This window comes from Sporolactobacillus sp. KGMB 08714 (assembly GCF_036598985.1).
GTDB lineage: Bacteria > Bacillota > Bacilli > Bacillales > Sporolactobacillaceae > Sporolactobacillus.
Map to the genome: position 1 here is coordinate 123,163 of NZ_JAUUBW010000045.1, position 24,976 is coordinate 148,138.

20 protein-coding genes are annotated in these 24,976 nt (G+C 49.2%); 9 read left to right on the plus strand and 11 right to left on the minus strand.

Going from position 1 to position 24,976, the window contains the following annotated elements; translation table 11 throughout:
- The first annotated feature begins 9 nt into the window (after window positions 1–9).
- From Q6A92_RS16805 to Q6A92_RS16835, 7 genes are all read left to right on the plus strand, one after another.
- The gene (locus tag Q6A92_RS16805) at window positions 10–1,098 is read left to right on the plus strand and encodes a carbamoyl phosphate synthase small subunit (protein WP_274401362.1); all 1,089 of its coding nucleotides are present in this window, start codon (window positions 10–12) and stop codon (window positions 1,096–1,098) included.
- Window positions 1,082–4,309 carry a carbamoyl-phosphate synthase (glutamine-hydrolyzing) large subunit gene (gene carB, locus Q6A92_RS16810; RefSeq protein WP_332238793.1) on the plus strand — a complete coding sequence of 1,076 codons (3,228 nt, stop codon included), beginning with the start codon at window positions 1,082–1,084 and terminating at the stop codon, window positions 4,307–4,309. The genes Q6A92_RS16805 and carB overlap by 17 nt, the downstream gene beginning before the upstream one ends.
- A gap of 12 nt (window positions 4,310–4,321) precedes the next feature.
- Entirely contained in the window at window positions 4,322–5,281 is a 960-nt protein-coding gene (gene argF, locus Q6A92_RS16815; protein WP_274401360.1) for an ornithine carbamoyltransferase, read from the plus strand.
- 50 nt (window positions 5,282–5,331) lie between these two features.
- The gene (locus Q6A92_RS16820; RefSeq protein WP_332238794.1) at window positions 5,332–6,600 is read left to right on the plus strand and encodes an argininosuccinate synthase; all 1,269 of its coding nucleotides are present in this window, start codon (window positions 5,332–5,334) and stop codon (window positions 6,598–6,600) included.
- A complete protein-coding gene (argH, locus tag Q6A92_RS16825) occupies window positions 6,557–7,936 on the plus strand; it encodes an argininosuccinate lyase (RefSeq protein ID WP_274401358.1) in 1,380 nt (459 codons plus the stop codon). Before Q6A92_RS16820 ends, argH begins: the two co-directional genes overlap by 44 nt.
- A gap of 212 nt (window positions 7,937–8,148) precedes the next feature.
- A complete protein-coding gene (locus Q6A92_RS16830; protein ID WP_443029749.1) occupies window positions 8,149–9,387 on the plus strand; it encodes a multidrug effflux MFS transporter in 1,239 nt (412 codons plus the stop codon).
- Between the two features lie 29 nt (window positions 9,388–9,416).
- A complete protein-coding gene (locus Q6A92_RS16835; protein WP_332238795.1) occupies window positions 9,417–9,812 on the plus strand; it encodes a hypothetical protein in 396 nt (131 codons plus the stop codon).
- 390 nt (window positions 9,813–10,202) lie between these two features.
- On the opposite strand, the gene Q6A92_RS16840 is transcribed toward Q6A92_RS16835, so the two are convergent.
- Genes Q6A92_RS16840 through Q6A92_RS16860 form a run of 5 tightly spaced genes read right to left on the minus strand, consistent with a single transcriptional unit; the run spans window position 10,203 to window position 13,628 of the window.
- The gene (locus tag Q6A92_RS16840; protein WP_332238796.1) at window positions 10,203–11,045 is read right to left on the minus strand and encodes a PTS system mannose/fructose/sorbose family transporter subunit IID; all 843 of its coding nucleotides are present in this window, start codon (window positions 11,043–11,045) and stop codon (window positions 10,203–10,205) included.
- Window positions 11,046–11,059: 14 nt separating this feature from the next.
- On the minus strand, window positions 11,060–11,872 hold the full coding sequence (locus Q6A92_RS16845; RefSeq protein WP_332238797.1) for a PTS mannose/fructose/sorbose transporter subunit IIC: 813 nt from the start codon (window positions 11,870–11,872) through the stop codon (window positions 11,060–11,062).
- Window positions 11,873–11,890: 18 nt separating this feature from the next.
- Window positions 11,891–12,382 (minus strand): mannose/fructose/sorbose PTS transporter subunit IIB, encoded by a 492-nt coding sequence (locus tag Q6A92_RS16850; protein WP_274401354.1) that lies wholly within the window; start codon window positions 12,380–12,382, stop codon window positions 11,891–11,893.
- Complete coding sequence (locus Q6A92_RS16855; RefSeq protein WP_332238798.1) at window positions 12,382–12,804, minus strand: PTS sugar transporter subunit IIA; 423 nt, start codon at window positions 12,802–12,804, stop codon at window positions 12,382–12,384. The genes Q6A92_RS16850 and Q6A92_RS16855 overlap by 1 nt, the downstream gene beginning before the upstream one ends.
- A 26-nt stretch (window positions 12,805–12,830) precedes the next feature.
- Window positions 12,831–13,628, minus strand: a complete 798-nt coding sequence (locus Q6A92_RS16860) for an SDR family oxidoreductase (RefSeq protein ID WP_274401352.1) — start codon at window positions 13,626–13,628, stop codon at window positions 12,831–12,833.
- Between the two features lie 139 nt (window positions 13,629–13,767).
- Between Q6A92_RS16860 and Q6A92_RS16865 the strand changes: the two genes are divergently transcribed.
- Both Q6A92_RS16865 and Q6A92_RS16870 read left to right on the plus strand, forming a co-directional pair.
- Entirely contained in the window at window positions 13,768–14,733 is a 966-nt protein-coding gene (locus tag Q6A92_RS16865; protein WP_332238799.1) for a sugar-binding transcriptional regulator, read from the plus strand.
- A gap of 99 nt (window positions 14,734–14,832) precedes the next feature.
- On the plus strand, window positions 14,833–16,086 hold the full coding sequence (locus Q6A92_RS16870) for a zinc-binding dehydrogenase (RefSeq protein ID WP_332238800.1): 1,254 nt from the start codon (window positions 14,833–14,835) through the stop codon (window positions 16,084–16,086).
- A 1,144-nt stretch (window positions 16,087–17,230) separates the two neighbouring features.
- Here Q6A92_RS16870 and Q6A92_RS16875 read toward each other — a convergent pair.
- From Q6A92_RS16875 to Q6A92_RS16900, 6 genes are all read right to left on the minus strand, one after another.
- Window positions 17,231–17,761, minus strand: a complete 531-nt coding sequence (locus tag Q6A92_RS16875; RefSeq protein ID WP_274401349.1) for a YceI family protein — start codon at window positions 17,759–17,761, stop codon at window positions 17,231–17,233.
- Window positions 17,762–18,152: 391 nt separating this feature from the next.
- Entirely contained in the window at window positions 18,153–18,569 is a 417-nt protein-coding gene (locus Q6A92_RS16880; protein ID WP_274401348.1) for an Rrf2 family transcriptional regulator, read from the minus strand.
- 919 nt (window positions 18,570–19,488) lie between these two features.
- Complete coding sequence (gene rpe, locus Q6A92_RS16885; RefSeq protein ID WP_274401346.1) at window positions 19,489–20,142, minus strand: ribulose-phosphate 3-epimerase; 654 nt, start codon at window positions 20,140–20,142, stop codon at window positions 19,489–19,491.
- A 21-nt stretch (window positions 20,143–20,163) separates the two neighbouring features.
- Window positions 20,164–20,841 carry a ribose-5-phosphate isomerase RpiA gene (rpiA, locus tag Q6A92_RS16890; RefSeq protein WP_332238801.1) on the minus strand — a complete coding sequence of 226 codons (678 nt, stop codon included), beginning with the start codon at window positions 20,839–20,841 and terminating at the stop codon, window positions 20,164–20,166.
- Window positions 20,842–21,163: 322 nt separating this feature from the next.
- Window positions 21,164–21,913: a glycerophosphodiester phosphodiesterase gene (locus Q6A92_RS16895; protein ID WP_274401344.1), complete on the minus strand. Its 750-nt coding sequence runs from the start codon at window positions 21,911–21,913 to the stop codon at window positions 21,164–21,166.
- Window positions 21,914–22,265: 352 nt separating this feature from the next.
- Window positions 22,266–24,464: an anthranilate synthase component I gene (locus Q6A92_RS16900; protein WP_332238802.1), complete on the minus strand. Its 2,199-nt coding sequence runs from the start codon at window positions 24,462–24,464 to the stop codon at window positions 22,266–22,268.
- Window positions 24,465–24,976 lie beyond the last annotated feature (512 nt).

Below are 24,976 nucleotides of genomic sequence, written 5' to 3' on the forward strand. Positions count from 1 at the left end.
GTGATGACGATGGAAAAAGGCTATCTGCTTCTGGAGTCCGGCGACTTGTTCACAGGCCTGCGCGTCGGCGAGCATACTTCAGTTTCAGGCGAAATTGTTTTCAATACAAGCATGACCGGATACCAGGAAATCATGACCGATCCCTCCTATGCAGGGCAGATCATGACGTTCTGCTACCCGCTGATCGGCAATTACGGCGTTAATCCGTACGACAGCGAGCACGGCCGTATCCATATGCAAGGTGCCGTTTTCAGCAACCTCTGCTCCTTCCCCAGCCACTATCAGTCGATAAAAACCGTTGATGAATGGCTGAAACAGTCCGGGGTGCCGGGACTCGCCGGGATCGATACGCGGGCTGTTGTAAAAAAGGTGCGAAAAAGCGGCACGATGAAGGCGATCATCAGCAGCGTGCCTGAAGCCGCCGATGATGAATGGAAAAAGCCCCTTCCCCGGAATGTTGTCGAACGTGTCTCAACGAAACAGATAAAAGTCTACGAAGGGGCCGGACCGCATGTCGTTCTGATCGACTACGGATATAAAAAATCAATGCGGACCGCACTGACCGGCGCCGGCTGCAAAGTTACGGTCGTTCCTTATAACACGTCGTACGAAACCGTTTCGGCCCTTCATCCGGATGGTGTGATGCTCAGCAACGGCCCGGGAGACCCGCTTCAGCTCCAGCCCCTGTTTGGCGAGCTGAAGAAAATTACGTCCGCGTATCCGACGCTGGGCATCTGCCTCGGACATCAGCTGATCGCCCTTGCTTACGGCGCGAAAACGGGAAAGCTGCTGTTCGGGCACCGCGGGGCAAACCATCCGGTCCGTGAAACCATGACCGGAAAAGTGTGGATCACCTCACAGAATCACAGTTATGTCGTAAAGAAAGACAGCATCGACAGCCGCACTTTTATCATTACTTATCTGAATGTCAACGATGGTTCGGTTGAAGGACTGCGACATAAAACGCTTCCGATTGAAACTGTTCAGTTCCATCCGGAAGCACATCCCGGCCCGCTGGATACGCATCCCGTATTTCAGCGGTTCATTGAAAAGATTAAACAAAGCAAGGGTGAAGCGACTCATGCCGTTACGTACTGATATTAAAAAAGTGCTTGTGATCGGTTCGGGACCGATCGTCATCGGCCAGGCGGCTGAATTCGACTATGCCGGCACGCAGGCCTGTCTGGCTTTGAAGGAGGAAGGTATCGAGGTTGTCCTGATCAATAACAATCCTGCAACAATTATGACGGATGATCAGATTGCCGATCGGACCTACATCGAACCGCTGACTCTGCCGGTCATTGAAAAGATCATTGCGAGAGAGCGGCCCGACGGCCTGATCGGTACACTCGGCGGACAGACCGGTCTGAACCTTGCCGTTTCTCTTCATGAAAAAGGTATTCTTGCCAAATACGGTGTTGAATTGCTGGGTACGTCGGTCGCATCGATTCAGCACGGCGAAGACCGGGAATTATTTAAAAAACTGATGCTCGCCATTCATGAACCGATTCCCGAATCGAGCATTATCCGCTCCTATGAAGACGGGCTGGCGTTCGTACAGGAGATCGGTTACCCGGTGATTATCCGTCCCGCCTACACGCTCGGCGGTTCGGGAGGCGGATTTGCCTACTGTGAACAGGATCTGGATCTGGTGCTGCACAGAGGGCTGAGTCTAAGCCCGATACATGAAGTGCTGATCGAAAAGAGCATAAAGGGCTGGAAAGAAATTGAATATGAAGTGATGCGCGACGCGAATGATACTTGCATCATCGTCTGCAATATGGAAAATGTCGATCCAGTCGGCGTGCATACCGGCGACAGTATTGTCGTCGCCCCTTCGCAGACGCTGTCGGATGTACAGTACCAGATGCTGCGCAACGCTTCGCTGAAAATCATCCGTGCTCTGAAGATCGTCGGCGGCTGCAATATCCAGTTTGCCCTTAATCCCGATTCCGACGAATATGCGATTATCGAAGTCAACCCGCGGGTCAGCCGGTCATCGGCGCTGGCGTCGAAAGCGACCGGCTATCCCATAGCCCGGGTTGCTGCAAAATGTGCGGCCGGTTTTCATCTTGATGAAATTCTCAATCCGATTACAGGAACGACCTATGCTTCGTTTGAACCGGCCATTGATTACATCGTCGTAAAGATCCCCCGTTTTCCGTTCGACAAGTTTACGGAGGCAAGCCGCAGCCTCGGAACGCAGATGAAGGCGACGGGTGAAGTAATGGCGATCGACCGGACATTCGAAGGTGCGCTGAATAAAGGGATCCGTTCACTGGAACTGGAATTCAGCGGGCTGGATAATCCCGGGCTGCATGATCAGCCGGACAGCGTCCTCGAAGAATCTCTGCGTCAGGCGACCGATCTGCGGCTGTTTGCGATCGCCGAACTGTTCCGGCGCGGACGGACGGTTGCAAAAATAAACGATCTCACGAAAATTGATCCATGGTTTTTGAACGCCGTGAAAGGCCTGATCGATTTTGAAACAAAAATCAGCCGGCTTTCATGGCCGGATCTCAGCAATGAGCTCCTTATTCAGGCTAAGAAGATCAACATCGGCGATGCGCGGCTTGCCGAACTGTGCGGGGTCAAGGCGGAGGACGTACGAGAAAAAAGAGAGTCGATCGGCCTCGTTCCGTCCTATAAGCTTGTGGATACGTGCGCCGGAGAATTTGAAGCACAGACGCCTTATTATTATTCCTCCTGGACGGGCGAAGACGAGGCGGCGGTCGACGGCAGAAAGAAGATCCTGATTGTCGGCTCGGGGCCGATACGGATCGGGCAGGGCATTGAGTTTGATTATTGTTCGGTTCAGGCGACGCTCGCCGTCAGGAAGAAGGGCTATCAGGCGATTGTTGTCAATAATAATCCGGAAACAGTCAGTACGGATTATTCTGTTGCCGACCGGCTTTATTTTGAACCTCTGGCTGTGGAAGACATTCTGAACGTAGCGGAAAAAGAACATGTCCAGGGGGCACTTGTCCAGTTCGGCGGACAGACGGCCGTCAATGTTGCCCGATCTCTTGAAAAGGCGGGGATCCCAATCCTGGGCACGCCTGCCGACGGCATCGATGAACTTGAAGATCGGGAAGCATTCTATGCGCTGCTCGCTGAACTCGGCATACCGCATATCAAGGGATTAACCGTCGACCGGCTTGAGGATCTGCCGGCGGCCGGCGATACGCTCGGCTACCCGATCCTTGTGCGTCCGTCGTTTGTCATCGGCGGCCAATCGATGTTTCTTTTCTATCGTTCCGAGGAGCTGCAGGCTTACATCCGTGCCGACCGGCATCTGGGCCCGCAGTCCTTCCCGCTTCTTGTCGACCGCTATATGCCGGGAACCGAGTGCGAAGTCGATGCAATCAGTGACGGCGGACACGTCACAATCCCTGGCATCTTTGAACATGTGGAACGGGCGGGCGTTCATTCCGGAGACAGCGTCGCCGTGTTCCCGTCGCCCACCCTGCCGGCCGCGGTCAAGAAGGAAATCGCGGCGGACACGGAAAAAATTTGCCTGCGGATCGGTGTGAAAGGCCTGATTAACATTCAGTTCGTGGTCGTCGGCAGCACAGTTTATGTCTTGGAAGTAAATCCGCGCGCCTCGCGGACCGTGCCGATTGTCAGCAAGGTGATCGGCATCCCGATGGTGGAAAAGGCTGTCGGCATTCAGCTCGGCGAACGTCTGGCGGATCAGGGGCTTGTTTTCGGCTATTGCCGGGATCCCGGATTTTACGCCGTCAAAGCGCCCGTATTCTCTTTTGCAAAACTGAATGGGGTCGATCCCGTGCTCGGACCGGAAATGAAGTCAACCGGGGAACGGCTCGGAATGGGAAATACAGTTTATGAAGCCTTCGAAAAAGCATTTTTTCTCGGAAAACCGAACCTGTTTGCCGGGCCCGGCCGGAGAGATGCCGTACTTTGGTCGGTGGCGGAAAGGCAGAGAGAAGAAAGCGTGCCGGTCGTCAGGCGGCTCGCCGCGAAGGGATTCAGGATTATTGCGACCGGGGATACGGCCAATTACTATCGGAACCGGGGCGTCGGGGTCCTGAAACTGGAGAAGGGGTGCGAGGCGGTCCGCCGCCTTTTCGCAAGCGGAAAAACGGCCGCTTTTCTGAACATACCGACGGCAGGCCGCAACGTCCATTCATTCGGCTTCCGAATGAGGGCGCTTGCCCTCCGCTATCGGATTCCCCTTTATACGTGTCTCGACACCGTTGCCGAGGCGCTCAGCGCAGCCGGCACATCTTCTTCAGGTACCGTTCACACGCTGGACGAATACCGCGACCTGACCTATACGACTAACTGAGGAGTGACAAACATGGTTAATGATTGTACGATTTCTACACTGAAAGGCAGGGACTTTCTGACAATCGCCGAGTTTACAACAGAAGAAATTCATACGTTCCTGCAACAGGCGCTTGACATGAAGCAGCTGCAGAAAAAAAATATTTCCCATCCTTATTTAAAAGGCAAGACACTGGCCATGATTTTTGAAAAGTCGTCGACTCGGACACGGGTTTCATTTGAAGCCGGCATGTATCAGCTGGGCGGTTCGGCGCTTTTTCTCAGCAGCCGGGACATCCAGATCGGCCGCGGCGAGCCGATCCCGGACACGGCAAGGGTGCTCTCCCGCTATGTGGACGGCATCATGATCCGCACGTTTGCACATCAAAAAGTGGAAGAACTGGCCCGCTATGCCGATGTGCCGGTGATCAACGGACTGACCGATACTCATCATCCGACTCAGGTGCTTGCCGATCTGCTGACTGTTTATGAACATAAGGGGACGCTGAAGGGGCTGAAGGCCTGCTTCATCGGCGACGGCTATAACAATATGGCTCATTCTCTTCTTGAAGGTGCCGCCGCTGTCGGCATGGATATGACGGTTGCCAGCCCGGAAGGCTACGAACCGGACAAAACGATTTTTGCCGCGGCAAAAGAACGCGGGGCGGAAAACAGCTGTAAAATCAGTTTTACTCATTCTCCTCAGCAGGCGGCGCAAGATGCCGATGTTGTCATTACCGACGTCTGGGCGAGCATGGGCGAAGAAGCGGAAAAGGAAAAACGGCTGCATGATTTCAACGGTTTTCAGGTGAACGAAGACTTGGCCCGCCTGGCAAAGAACGATTATCTTTTTCTTCACTGTCTGCCGGCTCATCGCGGCGAAGAAGTAGCGGCCGGTATTATCGACGGACCGCATTCCGTGGTTTTCGACGAAGCAGAAAATCGGCTGCATGCGCATAAAGCGATTATGAAGTGTCTGATGGAAGGCAATTGAGAACCATTATAAATAAATTTTTCAATCATAATAAAGGGGAGGATTTTATAATGGCTAAAGAAAAAATAGTATTGGCGTATTCAGGCGGTCTCGATACTTCGGTATGCATTAAATGGCTCCAGGACAAATATAACTACGATGTTGTCGCCCTGAGCATCAATGTCGGCGAGGGCAAGGACCTGGCGATGGTGAAACAGAAGGCGCTTGACGTCGGAGCGATCAAATCCTATATCGTTGATGCGGAAGATCTGCTTGCGGAAGGCTATCTCGCCCCGGCGCTGAAGGCGAACGCACTTTACGAGGGTGTTTATCCGATCTCTTCCGGGCTGTCGCGGCCGCTGATTGCCAAGCTGCTTGTCAATGTCGCCCACAAGGAAGGCGCGGTTGCCGTCGCCCACGGCTGCACCGGCAAAGGAAACGACCAGGTCCGTTTTGAAGTGTCAATTCAGGCTCTTGATCCGTCGCTCAAGGTTGTCGCTCCGGTTCGTGAATGGGGGATGACCCGTGACGAAGAAATCAAGTATGCGGAAAAGAACAATATACCGATCCCGATTGATCTGGACAATCCATTTTCCATTGACGCCAATATCTGGGGCCGGGCATGCGAAGCCGGCGTTCTGGAAAATCCATGGAACGAAGCGCCGGAAGCCGCTTTTGAATGGACCTGCCCGATTGAAAAAACACCCGATACACCCGAATACATCGAGATCGCTTTTGAAAAGGGCATTCCCGTTGCTTTGAACGGCGAGGCGATTTCTTTTACGGACATCATCAAGAAGCTGAATAAACTGGGCGGGCTGCACGGCATCGGACGGATCGACCACGTGGAAAATCGGCTCGTCGGCATCAAGTCGCGCGAAGTATATGAAAATCCGGCGGCATTGATTCTGATCCATGCCCACCAGGCACTGGAAACGATCACACTGACTAAAGAGGTATCGAAGTTCAAGCCGCTGATTGATAAGGAAGTCTCACAGGTCATCTATGACGGCCTCTGGTATTCGCCGCTAAGAGAAGCGCTGTCGGCATTTGTTGATAATACGCAGCAGGTTGTTTCCGGAAAGGTGCGTGTCAAGCTGTTCAAGGGCAATGACTTTGTCGTCGGCCGCACGTCGGATCAGAGCCTGTATAACAAGAAACTGGCGACCTACACGAAGGGCGATGCATTCGACCACAACGCGGCCGTCGGCTTTATCAAACTGTGGGGGCTGCCGACGAAAGTCAATGCCGAAGTGCACAAGAACGATAGCGAAACGAGCGAAACGGAGGCAGATCATGGCGAAGCTATGGGGCGGCCGGTTTACGAAGTCAACAAATAAATGGGTTGACGAATACACTTCGTCGATTGCTTATGATAAGGAATTGGCGGAGGAAGATATCGAGGGGAGCCTTGCCCATGTAAAAATGCTGGGTGAATGCGGCATTGTCTCCCGGGAAGAATCGGAGACGATTCAAAAGGGACTTCACGCAATCCTGGAAAAGGTGAAGAAAGGTGAAGCGGCTTTTTCCATTGATCAGGAAGACGTCCATATGAATATTGAAAAGATGCTGATCGATGAAATCGGAGCAGTCGGGGGCAAGCTGCATACCGGCCGAAGCCGCAACGATCAGGTAGCGACCGATATGCATCTTTATATGCGGAATAAAACGAAAGAACTGATCGGACTTCTGGAAAATGTCCAGTCCGCACTGCTTGAGCAGGCAAAACAAAACGTGGATACCATCCTTCCGGGCTATACGCATCTGCAAAGGGCGCAGCCGGTATCGTTTGCCCACCATTTGCTGGCCTATTTCTGGATGTTCGAGCGCGACAAAAGCCGGCTTGCGGACAGCCTGAAGCGGATCAATGTGCTTCCGCTCGGCGCCGGGGCGCTTGCCGGAACCACGTTCCCGATCAATCGCCGCCGGGTGGCCGAACTGCTCGATTTTGACGATATTTATCCGAACAGCATGGATGCCGTCAGCGACCGTGATTTCGTTGTTGAAGCTTTGGCCGATTGTTCGCTGATCATGGTCCATCTGTCGCGCCTTTCCGAAGAAATGGTGCTGTGGAGCAGCCAGGAATTTCAATTTATCGAACTGGATGATGCGTTCTGCACCGGTTCCAGCATCATGCCGCAGAAAAAGAATCCGGATGTCTGCGAGCTGCTGCGCGGAAAAACGGGACGCGTATTCGGCCACCTGATCGGCCTGCTCACGGTTCTAAAGGGACTGCCGCTCGCCTATAACAAGGATATGCAGGAAGATAAAGAAGGCATTTTCGATACGGTCCGGACGATCAGCGGCGCGCTGCAATTGCTGGAACCGATCCTGAAAACGATGACAGTCAGAAAGGAGCGGATGCGCCGCACGGTTGAGAAGGACTATTCCAACGCAACGGATATCGCCGACTATCTGGCCAAAAAAGGCCTGCCGTTCCGGGAAGCTCACGCCATTACCGGGAAAATGGTTCTCTACGCGATTGAACAGGGCAAATATCTGCTTGAACTCGGCATGGACGACTACAAGCGGTTCAGCCCGTTGTTTGAAGAAGATATTTTCGAAGCGCTGAAGCCGGAAAATGTGATGCGTGCCCGCGAAAGCGAAGGCGGCACCGCCCCGCATCAGGTTGAAAAGCAGATCAAACTGGCCGAACAGAAATTAAATCAGGCCTGACTGAAAAGCCGGAATCGTTTCCGGATGATAAATGAAAGGGACCTTCCTATAAGAATCAATCTGTTCGAAAGCTTTCGATCCTTCATTTTAGTATCGGGGCTTTTTTTCTGCTATGATAGGTTATATCCTGTCGGGATTGAAGACCGTTTTCGGGGCGGCGGCTGAATACGCCGTCCTTTGATCGGCTGTCGGATGGAAGGACTGAATGAAATTTGCAGGAGACGGCACTGAATCATGCAGAAGAAAAAACAAGGCTTAAAAAAACGGCGGGAGGAAAGCATCTCTGGCTGGTCGTTATTTTAGGAGCGCTCAGTGCGTTCGGCCCGTTGTCAATGGATATGTATCTGCCCTCTTTGCCATTTCTGACTAAAGATCTGCAGACGACGACATCGCTCGCTCAAATGAGCATTACCTCCTGCCTGATCGGACTCGCAATCGGCCAGATGGTTATCGGTCCTTTAAGCGACAGTCACGGACGCCGGGGTCCGCTGCTGGCCGGACTGATTCTGTTTACCGTGACATCCTTTTTATGCGTCATGATCACTTCGATCGGCTGGCTCATTTTTCTGCGCTTTGTGCACGGGCTTGCGGGATCCGCCGGCCTTGTCATCTCGAGAGCGATCGCGCGTGATTATTATTCCGGAACGGCACTGACCAAATTTTTCTCGATGCTGATGGCGGTGAACGGGATTTTTCCGATTTTGTCTCCGATTGCGGGCGGTTTTATCCTGCGTTTTACTTCGTGGCACGGTGTCTTTGTTGTTCTCGGAGTGATCGGGTTTATTCTTTTCCTCGGGGCCTTGTTCGGTTTGCCCGAATCGCTGCCGTCCGCTGAACGGGTCAGCGGCGGAATGGCCGGCTCTTTTGCGGCAATCGGCCGGCTGTGCCGCGACGGGCAGTTTATAAGCTACGCCGCCGTTCAGGGATTGATCACGGGGGCGATGTTCTGCTATATTGCCGGATCTTCATTTGTCCTGCAGGATCAATTCCATGTTTCATCGTTAGGTTTCAGTCTGTTTTTTGCAATAAATGGCTTTGGTATCGTCATGATGTCGCAGTTGGCCGGGGTTCTGGCCGGAAGAGTGGACGAACGGAAAATTCTGCGGACAGGCACACTGATTGCAGCATTTGGCAGTATTGCCTTATTTTGCAGTCTGCTGCTCCGTCCCGCTCAGCTTTTCGCTGTCATGATTCCGCTTTTCTTTATTGTCTCGATGGTCGGGCTTGTGAACTCGACGGCTTTTTCAATGGCCATGCAGGGTCAGGGAAAAGCGGCCGGGAGTGCCTCGGCGATCCTCGGAATGGGCATGAATACAATCGGTGCGCTGCTTTCGCCGCTGGTCGGATTGGGCGGCAGCCAGACTTATTTTCCGATGGCGCTTTTAATCGCTCTTTGCGATGTAGGCGGATTTCTTGTATATCTGCTGTTTATTGGAAGAAGAACGGCCTGAACGGTCGAAAGACAAGGGAAGTCATTCAGTTGAAAAAATTTTTTATCGATTTGTATCAGATCCGTCCGAGCCAGCTATTTCTAGATCAGGACAAAGTCGACCGCTTAAAGGATTCGTTTGATCCGCTCAATATCAGAGGAAATATGCCGCTTCCGATTAGAAGGAACGGCGGTGAGTTTTATTTTGCGGACGGGCACGCCCGGGCTCTTCTATATGATCTGAATAAAATTTCTCTGATTCCTGTTTTCCTGGACGAAGACGATTCGGAAGCAGATCTGTATCAAATCCGCTTGAAGTGGTGCAGAGAGCAGGGGATCGTGTTTATCAGCGACCTGAAAGAGCGGATTCTCCCGCACGGACAATTTGAAACTCGCTGGACCAGGCGCTGCCGGGATGAAGCCGAATCTTTGGAAAAGCGGCTGTGATTTTATTCGCGGAGCGAAGTGTCTCCGAAAAACAGGTCTGAAACCATGCAGGCGATCGAGTTCGTTCAAATGGCAAGAACAAGATAAAACAAGGTTGCCTGAATAATGAGACAGCCCTGTTTTTGGGTACAGATAGAATGCTTGTTTGATCAGCAATCGACAGAGGACGCTGTTTTTACACAACTTTTGATAACACACAGAGAGAACCCCGCATGAAAATTAGAACAATATTTTATACATGCCGATGCCAATGAGTATTAAGCCAAAGAGAATATAGACATAATCACGTTTTCCTTTCCTTGCTTTCATAAGAAAACCTAACGAAAGTATTAACACACCGCCTACAAGAGCAATGATTTGATCGGTCATTTATATCAACTCTAATCTATTTTACTTTAAGAAACCGAGCCAATATCCGACGATGCCTAAACCGAATAATCCGAAAATCAAGATGATCGGGTTAACCTTCTTCCGGAGAAGATACACCATCAGCAGCGTTAAACCGAGCGCAGGCAGTCCGGGCATCAGTTGGTTAAGAATGTCCTGCACCGTTGTTGTAGCCGCTTTCGTTTTGGAAATGACCAGCGGAATATTGATTGTTGTCCATTTTGTCACCAGGACACCCATCACAAACAGTCCTAATACTGTAGCTCCTTCAGTCAGTTTGGGCAGAAGATTACCGCTCAGGTCCTTTATCAGGGACAAACCACGATGATAACCGTAAGTCAGGCCATACCATTTTAAAGCAAGCCGGATAATGTTAAAACCGAAGAAGAAAATAATTGGGCCGAGCCAGGATCCGCGCAATGCTAAAGTGGCGCCCAATGCCGCTAAGATGGGGCGAAGTGTTCCCCACATCAATGGATCGCCGACACCGCATAAGGGACCCATCAGGCCGACTTTTAAACTTTGAATCATTTTCGTATCAATTTTTTCTCCGTTGGCACGTCCCTGTTCAAGGGCTGCTGTCACACCTACAACGGGTCCGCATAATCCGGGGGTGACATTGAAGAACGTTAAATGACGCTTTAGTGCGGCAACCTGATCTTTTTTATTCTTGTAAACACGTCTGATGATTGGAATCATATCGACACAAAATGCCAGCCCGTGAATCGTTTCAAAGTTAAAAGACGCTTGTTGGAAATTTTCGAAAATAAATGTTTTAAATAAGTCGCCTTTGGTCACTTTAACGGGTTTGGAGTCTGAGGTTGTCACTGTTTTATTTTCACTCATCTTTTTTCATCTCCTTAATCGTCTAATTCGTCTTCCGGTAATTCCTCATCTGAAATTGCCCCGGCGTTTGCAGCAGCTAAAGAAGCTGAAGGTTTAGAGAATTTCGGATTAAGCTCTATATAAACGATGGCTACAATTAAACCGACAACTCCCCATGAGAGCAGGCTCAATTTTAAATAACCGCCGAGAATAAAACCAAGATAGAAGAATGGCATTAAATATTTCACACTCATCATGTTCAAAACCATTGCATATCCAACGACGACGATAAATCCGCCGGCGACCGCTAAACCACCGGTTACAACTTCCGGCAAAGCATTTAACATATTCTGAATCATTGTGGGATTAACAAATATGGCAACCAGGGTCGTTGGGATGGAGACACGCAGTGCCTGCACAAATAGAGCAGAGAAATGCAGTGCCACTATGGCTGTAAAATTGGCTTTTTCGGCTTCTCTATTTGCTGCATGTTGAAAGGCAATGGTGATCGATCGGGCGATAACGGTTAAAACCTGTCCTGCGGCAGCTACAGGTAAAGCAATGGCAATACCTTTCGCAATACTCTGACTGCCTATGATAACCAAAATCGTTGAGATTGTACTGGCCAGAGCTGAGTCCGGAGATTGGGCGGCTCCGATATTCATCCAGCCTAATGCAATTAGTTCAAGTGTGCCTCCTAAAATAATACCGGTTATCGGATCTCCAAGAATTAAACCGGTTATTGTACAAGCAATTAAGGGCCGGTGGGTTTGAAACTCATCAAGAACGCTTCCGGCGCCGACAATTGACGACCATAGAAAAATAAGGATAACTTGAATAATCGACATTTTCTATTCTCCTCTTTTCTATTCTTGGAATTTCTCCTTTATTTTTTCCAGAATATCAGTGTGCGGATCCGTTTTCACAACGCGAAGATCTAATTCTACACCTAATTCGTTTAATCTTTTAAAAGCCTCCGCTTCTTCCTTATCGATAAAGACAGCTTTATTGATTTGCTTCTTTCCCTCACGGAATTGCATTCCGCCGATGTTTAAATAGTTTAATGGTATTCCGCCTTCAACAAGTTTCAGGACTTCCATCGGATTAGTAAATAAATAGAAAATCTTATCATTTGCGTATTTAGGATTTTTGAAGACGGCAATCGCTTTCGGCACATCGACTATATTCACTTTGATACCCGGAGGTGCTGCTTGCTTTAAAAGAGTCTTTCTGATCGGGTCATGAAATACGTCTTCACTTACAATAATGATGCGATCGACATCTGAGCCCTTCGCCCATACAGTTGTTACCTGTCCGTGAATGAGACGGTCATCAATCCTTGCTAAATTGATAATCATTAAAAGTCACCTTCATCCGGTTGTTTCTGTAATTCTTTACTGAGTGCGCGTGTATAAGCGGGAGATGCCTGTATAATGTGCTCTACGGTTTCAGAGACAGTCCCTTTGTCCGCGGCTTGTGCCAGTTCCAGACAAATAGGAAGGGACATTCCTGCAATTACATCTTTAACTTTGCCCTTCATTGCTAAAGCCGCGGATGCGTTATAAGGAGTGCCGCAAAACAGATCTGTGACGACGAGTGTACGATCGCTGGAAAGGCTATGATCGTCAATGGTTTTTTCGATTTTCTTCGAGAGGTCGGTAAGCCCTTCTCCCGGCTTAAAAGACAAAGGATAGAAACTTGGAGATTCACCAAAAATCATTTCAACAGCATTTTTCATAGCTATGCCGGTAGTGCCGTGGCCCACTAAAATAAAATCCATCATATTGTCCCTCCCATGTTTGGAAATCAGCCTCTGGATTTACCTCCTGCCACGTTGGTCGTGACGCCTGTTATATAGCCGGCCCGATCTGAAAGAAAAAATGCAACTAAATTGGCGACTTCAGATAATTTGCCGCTTCTTCCGAGCGGGGTCGTTGTGGTGCTGCTATATCCCCTGCGGAGCTGGTCAACGGTTATATTGCGTGTATAAGCCAATGCTTCTTCATATGAAGGAGTTCTTAACCCGGTTGCTTCAAGAATACCGGGTGCTACACCTACAACCCGGATATTATTTTTTCCGAGTTCTTTGGCCCATGACCGTGTGAAACCGTTGATTGCTCCCTTAGTCGCAGAGTATGCGCTTTGTCCGACGGAGCCTTCCAGGCCTGCTTCGGAGGACATATTAACGATGACGCCCCTTCTCTGTTTTGTCAGATAACGTAAAACGGCTTGAGTCGTAAGAAAGACTCCCTGTACATTCACGGAGAACATTTTTTGCAAATCTGTTAAAGAAAGTTCGTACTTACCGCTTTGATTTTTTGTATCTACGACTAAGCGAGGAAGATTAATACCTGCATTGTTAACAAGACCATCGATGTGACCAAAATGGGAGACTGCCGTTTCAACCATATGATTGACCGATTCTGAATCCGTGACATCCGTTTGAACGAATAGAAGATTATCGTTAAAATAAGAGCCCTCTCTTAGATCAGCGTTGACCACTTTGGCCCCATCCTGAATAAGTTCTTGAACAACCGCATGACCAATGCCTGAAGATCCGCCCGTTACAATGAAAACACCCTCTTCAATACCCAACCAGCTCAAAGAAAACACCTCTCATTTGTGATTACCAGCAAGTGATCACCTTCACTTGCTATAATATCACGCATGTATACGTTTGCAATATGTATATTATAAAACGCACATTTGTGATATATTATTTATGGTAAAGGGGGTGGAGGCTATGAGGCCTTCCGCAGACAAAATAAACAGCTTAATTAAAGCGTCAGAACTTTATTATTTACATCATCTCAATCAGAATCAAATATCCGACGTGATGCATGTTCATAGAACCGAGATCAGCCGCATGTTGAAGGAGGCAAAGAAGCTGGGGATTGTTAAGATTAGCGTAGATACAACTTTCGGTTCAGCCAAAAATATGTCGAAGTTTTTTGAACGGGCGTTTGATTTGAAGACCGCCTTGGTTGTCCCGGATGATCAGGCCGGATCATACAAAGAAAGTTTAGACACGCTGGGACTTTATGCAGATTCCTTTCTTCACTCTTTGATTAAAAGCAATACGACAATCGGATTATCATGGGGACAGTCTTTGGCGGCAGTCGTTGATAAGTTTCAGCAGGATGTATTTCCAAAAAATATAACGGTTATTCCCTTGATTGGAGGGCCGCGAGGATCGCTGCCGGCCCCATATCATGCCAATTCTATTGTCCATCGCTTAGCATCAAAAATTACAGATGCCATTCCTTATTCTTTAGACACGCCCGCTTTAATCAAAAGTAAAGAATTAAAAGATGAGCTTTTAGACAATCCGAATGTAGAAAAAGTCATAAGCATGTGGCCGGATTTGGATGTTGCCATTTTCGGCATTGGCAGCAGGGAATCTTCAGGAAACAAATCGTGGCAGCAATTTTACAAAGAAACGTCTTTTGCGAGCGGACTGGGAAAGATGGCTGCCGGAGATATTTTATCTCAACCTTTTACGGCGGAGGGGAAAATTCTTAAATTGCCGGAGATCAATATCATTGGTATGTCACTGGATCAGTTGAGGAAAATCGATCGCCGGATTGGAATAGCGGCTGGAAAGCAGAAAGCCGGAGGCATCCTCGGCGCATTGCGGTCCGGCCTGGTTACGGATCTTATTACAACTTATTCAACGGCTCTGGAAATTAAAAGTATCTCACAAATGTGAATATTGATGATGGCATCTTGATTTTTTGCATTAACACCGTATATTATAAAAATGTAAAAAACCAGCAGGCCACCTATCACAAATGTGAGGAGAATAAATATGGAAAGTATCGGCCTAAAATTACATGGTAAGAAAGATCTTCGTGTTGAGAGCTTTGATTTACCTGACATTAAAGAGGACGAGATTCTGGCGACTGTTGTCAGCGATACGATGTGCATGTCCTCGTGGAAATTGGCCATGGAAGGGGAGGATCATAAGAAAACTCCCGATCATTTAGCTGAAGATCCTGTATTGATCGGTCATGAATTTTCCGGGAAAATATTGAAGGTTGGCAAGAGATGGATCGATCAGTTTCATGAAGGCGAAAATTATGTCATTCAGCCAAACTTAGCAAGAGACGATACACCTTTCGTGCCGGGCTATTCTTATCCCTATATAGGGGGCGACGCAACAGCGATTATCATTCCGCCCGAAGTAATAGAACTCAATTGTCTCATTCCATTTCATGGACAGGCTTATTATGAAGGATCATTATGTGAACCCCTTAGCTGCGTTATCGCTGCATTTAATGCTCAATTTCATTTGATTCCGCATACGTATGATCATGAGATGGGAATTAAAAGAAACGGTAATTGCTTAATCCTCGGCGGTACGGGTCCTATGGGCCTGCTTGCCATTGATTATGCACTGCACTCCGACCGAAAACCCGAACATCTTGTAGTCACGGATATTAGCCAGGAAAAACTGGATAGGGCCAAAAAGCTATACCCGTCGGATGAAGTAAACGTGCATTTTGTTAACGTTAATGGGCTGAGTATCGAAGAACAAAAAGCTGGGCTTAAACAACTTGTCGGCGGAAATGGTTATGATGATATTTTTTGTATGATTAGCGTTTCTCCTCTAGTTACTATGGCGGGAGAACTGTTAAATGCCGACGGATGCCTGAACCAATTTGCCGGTCCGATGAAGAAAGATTTTTCCGCTCATTTAAATTTCTACAACGTGCATTATAACTTTACCCACGTTACCGGTACTTCAGGCGGCAATGCAAAAAATGAGGCGGAGGCCGCTCAGTTAATCGCAGAGAGACGAGTGAATGTTGCCAAAGTCATTACCCATGTACTAGGCCTGGATGCGGCGGCTGAAACTACGATGAGTCAGCCTGATATAGGCGGGGGCAAGAAGTTAACGTATACTCATAAGAAGTTCAGTAGAATTGAACTGGAAAAAGTTGATCCGAAATCTCCTTTGGGTGAAATTCTGGAAAAGCATGACGGCCTTTGGTCTCCGGAGGCCGAAAGATGGATCCTCGATCATGAACCTGATATGACTGAACAGGATACTGTAAATTAATATATTTTACGGTCATAAAAGAGTTAAAGACGGCAGAAATTGACTGATGATTTTTCGGGGGGAACTGTCCATCTGTCTGATCATTTGGTTCATTATTCCATGGTCAACCTGTCCGTAACTCAAAAATTCACAATCTGTTCCTGCGCAGAAAGAGAGCGGTACTTTCTGCGCTTTTTTAAGTAGATATATTTCACAAATAAGGATATAAAAAAATAAAATGGAATCCGCTCATCCGTCATTAAATGGGCAGCGGATGAAATAAACGAAGAATTCTGATCAGACGAGTTCACAAATTTGTGTTCTCTCTTTTTATTTTTAGGGGTTTCTATTAAAAATAAGTTTTTTCTATGATTAATGAATAATAGGCTGGAAATCGGCCTGAATCGTTAATATATCTTTATGGACGGCACTTTTTCTTAACGCCGTTTTTTATAAAAGAAAAAACGGGGAGGGGATCCGAACGTAAAAAAAAGATAGGCCTGGAGACTTAGTAAAAATTAATTCTTGAAACGGGTCAAATTCGCTCGTTCTATTGCTAAAATATAGCATGAAAAATAAATTCAGGGGTCCTGCTGTCTTTCATTGCCGGTGCCGCCGGCAATTACTTTGCCCGCCCGCATGTGCATGTGGCGCTCTTAAACGTCACACCCGGCTTTGCGGTGTTCGGCATCAGCGTGGTTGCCGGACTTGCGCCGTCGGCCAAGGCAGCCAATCTGGACCCGGTCGAATCCCTGCGCCGATATGAATGATGCATTCGTAAAATGATTGCGCCGCATGCCCGTTCGGAACGCAAATCCGGAATACGGAAGCTTCCCGATCGTTTCACGGTTTTTGTCTTTATGCGGACACAAATATTATTTTCCCCGGACAGTGCTTTTCACGATGTGCACGCCTGCTTTGAATGAATCGACGGCCGTTTTCCGTTTTAAATACGGAAGTCCGGTTTTTCTTCGATAACTTGTGCACACTGCTTCTTCTGAAAAAGATCGGCCGAATGGCTCAAGTACGGGATGGATCAATTCTTATAAAAGGAAACAGGGCGTCTCGCAGCCGGAAAACCAGTCTGTGAGACGCCCTGTTTTGAAAAAAGGTCCAAAATCGAAGCCTTGTTGCCTTAATAAATTCTAAAATCAGGCCTTATTGATCAGGCAGCCGGATTCTGAGTGATCTCGACGTCGACGTTAACCTTGATCTTGTTGCCGACAACCAGGCTGCCGTTAGCCAGTGCCTGGCTCCAGGTCAGTTTGAAATCGCGGCGGTCAAATGAGAACGCCAGGCTGGCGCCGCTCCGCTTCAGACCGTACGGATCGTCGACCGGCGCGCCGACTTCTGCATCGAATGAAATCGGTTTGGTAACATCCTTAATGGTCAGATTGCCTTCAACTGTGTATTCTTCATCGTCTTTTTTGGTTACCGATGTAGAGACAAAATGAATTTCCGGGAACTTTTCGACATCAAAGAAATCGGCGCTTTTCAGATGATTGTCACGATCCTCATTTCTTGTTTCAATGCTTGCTGCATCGATCTTGGCATCAATAGCCGTGATGGTCCCGTTGTCGTCGGTTGTCACGGTACCCGATGTGGTCTGAAAATTGCCTCTGACGTTTGAGAGTCCCATGTGTTTCACTGAAAATGATGTTTCTGTGTGTGCGCTGTCGATTGTCCAGTTTGTCAATTAAATCCTCTCCTTTTAAATCCAATAGTTTATTTGATGAACGCGTCCCGTATTCGTTCAATCGGGTTTTCCGGAACCGGGCCGGGCATCCCTCATGCGGATTCCGGGACAACGGTAAAACACTTATGAACTTACTCGGTTTCCAGCTTTGCCAATGACTGCCGCCGCATCATCCTCGTTTGTCCCTGCGAATGGACGGGCGGCCGGTCACTGCCGTTGTATCATGTCCCATCCGTTTGTCAAGGGCAAGCCTGGCGGCCGATCAATGTCCGGGCCGGATCTTCCGGCCGTTTCAGATCTTTGAAATTCCCGGGCCGGCTCCAATGATAGGCCCATTCCTGCACCTCCTTTCAATCTGTAACTGAATCTGTTACAAGATTTCGAAACTGAATCATTTTTCCGGAAAAAGATGATCCAGTACATCCTGAATGTTTTGGCTGGCCAGTTTTTTCTCAAGCGCCATCTGGGCTCCGTGAAATGCTTCTTCAAGCACTGCATTAATACGTTTTCCAACCGGACAATAGGGATTGGGATTTTCGTGAACGGCAAAAAGCTCGTTGTCCGGTTCAACAGCCCGATAAACGCGAAGCAGAGAAATCTGTGCCGGAGGTGATGCCAAGGCTGCACCGGCCTTTCCGGCCGAGGTACGAATCAGATTCGCCTTTCGCAGCATGCCCAGGATCCGCCGAATGACAACCGGGTTGGTATTGACGCTGGACGCTATATAATCCGAAGCGAGATCATCATGGGGCTTTGAGGCAATCAGTGCCAGAATGTGAATTGCGACGGCGACCCGTGAATTAATCAATTCCCTCACCACCTGTAACTATTTTAATTACAAGATTAATAAATGTCAACACTTTGTCAAATTTATTTTTTTGAAATTCGAGTATCCCTTCAGTTCATTGTCCTTCTGTGCCGTCAATTGACGATCGGCTCTTCCTGGAACCGTCGATTTTTTGAAAAACGGAGAGTGTTAGTGTTTACACGATTAATAAACTTCTGCAACAGTCGATAAACTCCTGTCGCGGTTGATACACCGCGTATACCTGCCGACGACCGATAAACTCCCTGTAATGACCGTTAAATCAGGCACGACGACCGAAAAACTGCTGCTAACGGTCGATAAATCAGGCGTAACGACCGAAGAACTGCCTGCGACGACCGATAAAACCAGTGACGACCGAAAAGCTTTGCCTCACGACCGATAAACCGGACATAACGACCGATACCGGGCATACAGCGACCGAAAAACTGTTCGGAATGACCGATACCGTCGCCCGGGACCGGCAATCGGCAGCTAATCGATGACAAACCGGGAACAACAATCGCTATATCTCCAGCCGCGGGGTTAATCAATCAATCGGGGACGAGCTTGCTGTTCTAAATGATTCACATTTATTGATCCGGTCCGTTGGATGTCGATTTTTTAGTTGTTGTCGATAACCGGCTTTTCCCGGCGATTTTCACCACAATTTACTGGGATACGCGGCAGGCCGAAGAAAAAGATCGGGTGTTTCCGCTATGTAACGCCTGTCCGTGCCGGACAGCCCTCTTTTTCAGCGAAATAAATCGCCGTTCGCAGAACATTCACAGCTATAGCCGGCAGTTCGTGCCAGCCGATTGTTTTTCGGAGGAATCACCGGTGCTTTTACGCTGAGGCCTGCTGGGTAGCTGGGTTGAGCGGGGATACTCATCTTTTGAAAAATGATTCGGCAAAAATTGTTTTAAGACAGGGCCGACCTGAGTGACTGGATGGCCTGTGCACGGTCCTGTTTTCCGAAAATGAATGATCCGGCGACAAAGACGTCTGCCCCGGCGTCTGCGCACGACTTTGCGTTTTCATGGTTGATTCCGCCGTCAACCTCGATTTCAATTGGCTTTGAGTGACGCGAGATCAGACGGCGTGTCTGTTTGATTTTTTCGATCATACCGGGAATGAACGTCTGTCCGCCGAATCCCGGGTTTACAGTCATGATCAGGATGAGGTCGGCACTGTCCGCCACATAGTCAAGAGCGGATATCGGAGTGGCCGGGTTAAGCACGACACCTGCCCGGGCTCCGCACGCATGAATGAGCTGCAGTACGCGGTGAAGATGAGGGCAGGTCTCCGCATGGACACTGATTATATCGGCCCCGGCTTCGGCGAAAGCCTGAATATAATTTTCCGGATTCGTGATCATCAAATGCACATCGAGCGGCAGGCGGGTATGAGGGCGCAGACTTTTGACGACGTTAGGTCCGAAAGTGATGTTCGGGACGAAATGGCCGTCCATGATGTCGACATGGAGATAGTCTGCCCCTGCCTGTTCGACTTCGGCAACTTCGGCAGCCAGTTTTGAGAAATCGGCGCTTAATATAGAAGGAGCAATTTTTTTCATATTCATCCATCCTCAGAACGATTATTTTTCCTTAACCAGTTTCTCAACACGTCCGTCGGGATAACCGATCAGAGCCTTATCAGTCATGTTGACAAACAGTCCATGCTCAACAATTCCGGTGACATGATCCAGTTCATCTGCGAGTGCCTCCGGATCTTCAATGGAATTCAGATGAAGGTCGAGGATATAATGCTGAGCATCTGTAACAAAAGGCTGTCCGCCGGTTGTCTGACGCAGCCGCGGTCTGTATCCTTTTCCCGCCATGAGCGCTTCGACGTGCTTCCAGCCGAAGGGAACCACTTCAATCGGCAGAGGAAAGGCACCCAGCCGGTCTACCTTTTTTCGGCTGTCGACGATCCAGATACGTTTGTCCGAGGCTTCGGCGACCAGCTTTTCATAAAGCAGCGCGCCGCCGCCGCCTTTAATGCCGTTCAGTGACGGATCGACTTCGTCCGCACCGTCGATCGTCAAATCAATCTGCTTCACATTGTTTAGGGACTGAAGCGGAATCTGCCACTTTTCGGCCAGTTCGGCTGTTTTTTGCGATGTTGTCACGCCGGTGATTGAAAAACCGTCGGCAACTTTTTCGGCCAATGCTTCAAGAAAATAGAAAACGGTTGAGCCTGTTCCGAGTCCGACTGTCATGCCTTCTTCAATTTCATCGATGGCCTTCCGGCCTGCTGCTTTTTTTCCGTCCATAGATCATATCCCCCAATTTCCTGTATATGACCGGCTGATTATAAACAAGCCGGCCGGTTGAAAAATTCCGGAAGTATCCAATGTCTGCGGTTTCACGAGTATAAGAGACAGCGCTCCGCCTTTCCGCGCCGCCGCCGGGCTGCCTGATAAAAAGCCGATACACATTTGGCGTGGAGTTTTGAATAGGTGAGAACACACCTTTTCCATCATAACACTTTTTTTTTCAGCGGCGATCTTTTGCCCTGACCGCTTCCAACGATTTCGTGAATAAAAAGGAAGCCGGCACCGATATCATTGCCGGCTTCCTTTGCAGAAAAAATTTTTAAAGCGACTTTTTCATTGATTCGAAACTTTTTCTAAGATCGAGTGCAACTTCAGGATAGTCGGTAATCAAAGCGTCAATGCCCAATTCAAAGGTCTTCTGCATATTTTTCGGCTTGTTGACTGTCCAGGCGCGGACTTTGACGCCGTGTTGCTGAAGCTGCTTTCCGGTGTCGGACAAGGCGGAAGGTTCCCACAAGTGCTGAGCGGATGCGCCGACCTGCTGCGTGTAGCGCCACGGCTCGGCCAGGCGTTCCCAGAGCAGCAGAGCCAGATCTGCGCCCGGATCGATTTTTTTCAGCCGAACAAGCGATTCGTGATTGAAAGATGAATAGACAACGGGCAGATTCGGCCGGTACTGGCCGACCAGGCGGACAACACGCTCTTCGATCGTCGGATAGGTGTTTCTGTCCGTCTTGAATTCTATATTAAGCACTCCCGGAAAATCGGATAATAGTTCCAGAACTTCTTTGAGTGTCGGCACCCGTTCACGCGAATATTTCGGGGAGAACCAGGAACCGGCATCCAGTTCTTTGAGTTCATGCAGTGTGAAATTTTTAATCTGCCCCTTGCCGCCTGTGGTCCGGTTGACTTTTTCGTCGTGCATGACGACAACTTCTCCGTCCTTTGTCAGATGAACATCGAGTTCGATGCCGTCGCTTCCGACCCGCATCGCTTCTTCAAAAGCAGACAGCGTATTTTCAGGACGATTTGCTTTACTGCCGCGATGCGCATAAATGGCAGTTTTCATCGAAACATCCTCCTCCATACATCACAGAAGCCATAAAATAGAATAAATGAGTTCTTCTTCCTTATAATAATATCGGCGCAAGGAGGCTGCATCCGACCGTTTATAAAAGAACAGAGAGACAGTCATTGGATTATTTGCACCCGCGCCGCGGAATCCGTGTTCACCCGCCTTTGTGAAAAGGGACGCAACCTCATGTCATACTGTAACATGAATAGTTATAGAAAACGAGAGGAAGACAGTCATTATTCATCTTTTTTACGAAAAAGATCAAGAGCGTTCATTTTTTCAATAAGATTTAGGCTCTTGTAAATGTATGGAAAGGCAGACGCTGTCTCCGGCGGTATCAAATCGATTATTTTCCGGCAGGCTGCATGGCGATCGAGCGGAGCACATTCTTCAGAATCTTCATGCCGATTTCCCCGCCCATGGTCATAATCGATTCCGGATGGAACTGTACAGCGCTGATCGGCAGACTGCGGTGTTCGACAGCCATAATCACGTGGTCTTCCGTTTCGGCGATGGCATGCAGTTCCGACGGCAGCCGGCCGGCACAGATCGAATGATAGCGCCCCGCCTTAAACCGTCTCGGCACGCCTTGGAACAGAGAAGAGCGTCCGTCATGGATCACGAAAGACGACTTTCCATGTGCCGGGACGTCCAGTTCCTTCAGCTCGCCGCCGAAGTAACGGACAATTCCCTGCAGGCCGAGACAGATCCCGAAAATCGGCAGCCGGCGCTCGAGGCAAAGGCGGATCGTCTCATTCATTTGAAAACGGTCCGGTTCGCCGGGACCGGGCGACAGGACCACGAGATCGGCCGGTTCGCTGCCGTCTTTAATCTGTCTCCGGGCTGCAGGACTGCGGCGGACCGTGACCTCGGCGCCGAGTTTTTGAAAGTAGCCGGATAACGTATGGACAAACGAATCCTCGTGGTCGACGAACAGAATATGAAGATGTTTTCCCGGCTTTCGGCTGTCAGGCTGTTCCCGGTTCAGGTTTTCAGGCAGGCTGTCCGTTTCAAGAGCTTCCATAAGTGCTTCCGCTTTTGTCAGTGTTTCTTCTTCTTCATTTTCCGGAACAGAATCGTAAAGCAGTGTCGCGCCGACACGAATCTGGGCCGTACCTTTTTGTATGTGCAAGCTTCTCAGCATGAGGCCTGTGTTCAGGCTGCCGTTGAACCGGAACCAGCCGACGGCGCCGCCGTACCAGCCCCGCGGCGTCTTTTCGTGTTTCTCGATCCAGTTCATGGCTTCCAGCTTCGGCGCTCCGGTGACGGTGACCGCCCACATATGCGTGATAAATGCATCCAGCGCATCGAAATCCTTTTTTAGCAGCCCCTTAATGTGGTCAACGGTGTGAAATAAATGCGAATAGGTCTCGACCTGGCGTCTGCCGATCACTTTAACGGTCCCCGGCACACAAATCCGCGATTTATCGTTTCTGTCCACATCGGTGCACATCGTCAGTTCAGATTCCTCCTTCTCCGACCCGAGCAGCGTCTTGATTTGTTCGGCATCCTCAATGACCGAACCGCGGCGCCGGATGGTACCGGAAATGGGGCAGGTTTCCACGGTGGCTCCGTCGACCCTGACATACATCTCCGGGGAACAGCCGACCAGAAATTCTTCTTCGTTTAAATGGATGAGGAAACCGTACGGGCTTGGATTGATTTCCTGAAGCCGGCGGAAAACAGCCGACGGCCGGCTTTTGCAAGGACGGGACAGCACGCGGCTGGGGACGACTTCAAACAGATCGCCCTTTTTAAAAGCCGTTTTTGCCTGGCGGACCATCTCGGCATAGTCGCCGCTTCTGTCGGCAAAAGCGGCGGGCGCGCGGTTATCGCCGTCTGAATCGAAGGAGAAACGTCTCCCGCTGCGGGCCAGCCCATCAGTCGTTCTTTTTTTGTAGCTGAATTCGTAGGAAAGCTTGTAGGCCTCTTTTTTTTCACGGTCCGCCACAAAGAGTTCATCCGGAAGATACAGTTGCAGGTCGTTTTGTTTCGCTTCTCTTTTTTTGTACATCGGCAGGTGCTCAAATTGATAGATCAGATCAAATCCGAAAGCCCCGTACAGTCCGAGAAAACCGTCGTCAATCTGAAAGAGCCGTCGAAACTGCCTCAGTAAGGTAAAAACAGAAGAGCGCCGTGTCCGGTCTTCTTCCTTAATCCGATCATCGCTGTCTGTCCGGATGGTTCCGGATAATTCTGTGTCGCTGTTTTTTGCAAAGGCTAATGACGGATGGGCTAAACATTCGTTTAAATAGGCCAGGATCACTTTTCCGCGTTCATTCAATGCACGGATATGAAAAGCGTTCCCTTTCGCCGTAAGTTCCAATGGGGGATTGATAAAGCCGATATCCCATCGGGAATAACGGCCGGGGAATTTATAAGTGCTGGAGAAAAATGCGCCCTTGTGATCGTCGAGCCGACTCAGCAAGGACGAAACAGATTTGTCTGCCGGACAGGAGAGACGGCTGCGGGTGATGCGCAGGCCTTCGTCTGTCGTATAGAAGGCAGCCCCGCGCGCAGCGTTGGCATCGGATGAAAGACTCAATAAAAAAACCTCCCGTATAAATAAATTATACAGAAGAGCAATTCTGATTCGAAATCGAAAAATGAGCGTTTTCTGCCGAAACCCTCATCAATCTTTTAAACTTTTCTTTTCTCAGGCTCTGCTCTTCTTTGCTCTTCTCAACTTGACTGAACTGACTTCATCATACAGGGAAAATAAAAAAAATTCAATCAGTAGAGTCGGAGATGGAGGCGGCAACACTTGCAGCCGATCGGCCGTCCGCTCCCGACGCCGCTCCGTCTTTCACCGGGGAAATGTCCGCGGCAGGTGGAAGGAAAAAGATTCTCCTCTGAGATCGTCGCGCCGGGAGGCGGTTCCGGTTCTGCTCCATTGCCCGGCACGATCAAAGTAAAAAACTTACAGGTGATGAAAATGCTGTCGTATGCTGGAAATTCCCCGGGAAATTTTGCGGGAAAAGAAAGCGCTGCGCCGCTTTCATAAAAACTATTGCAACTTTTAAATCATTAGCATACAATCAGAATGCATGAAAAGGC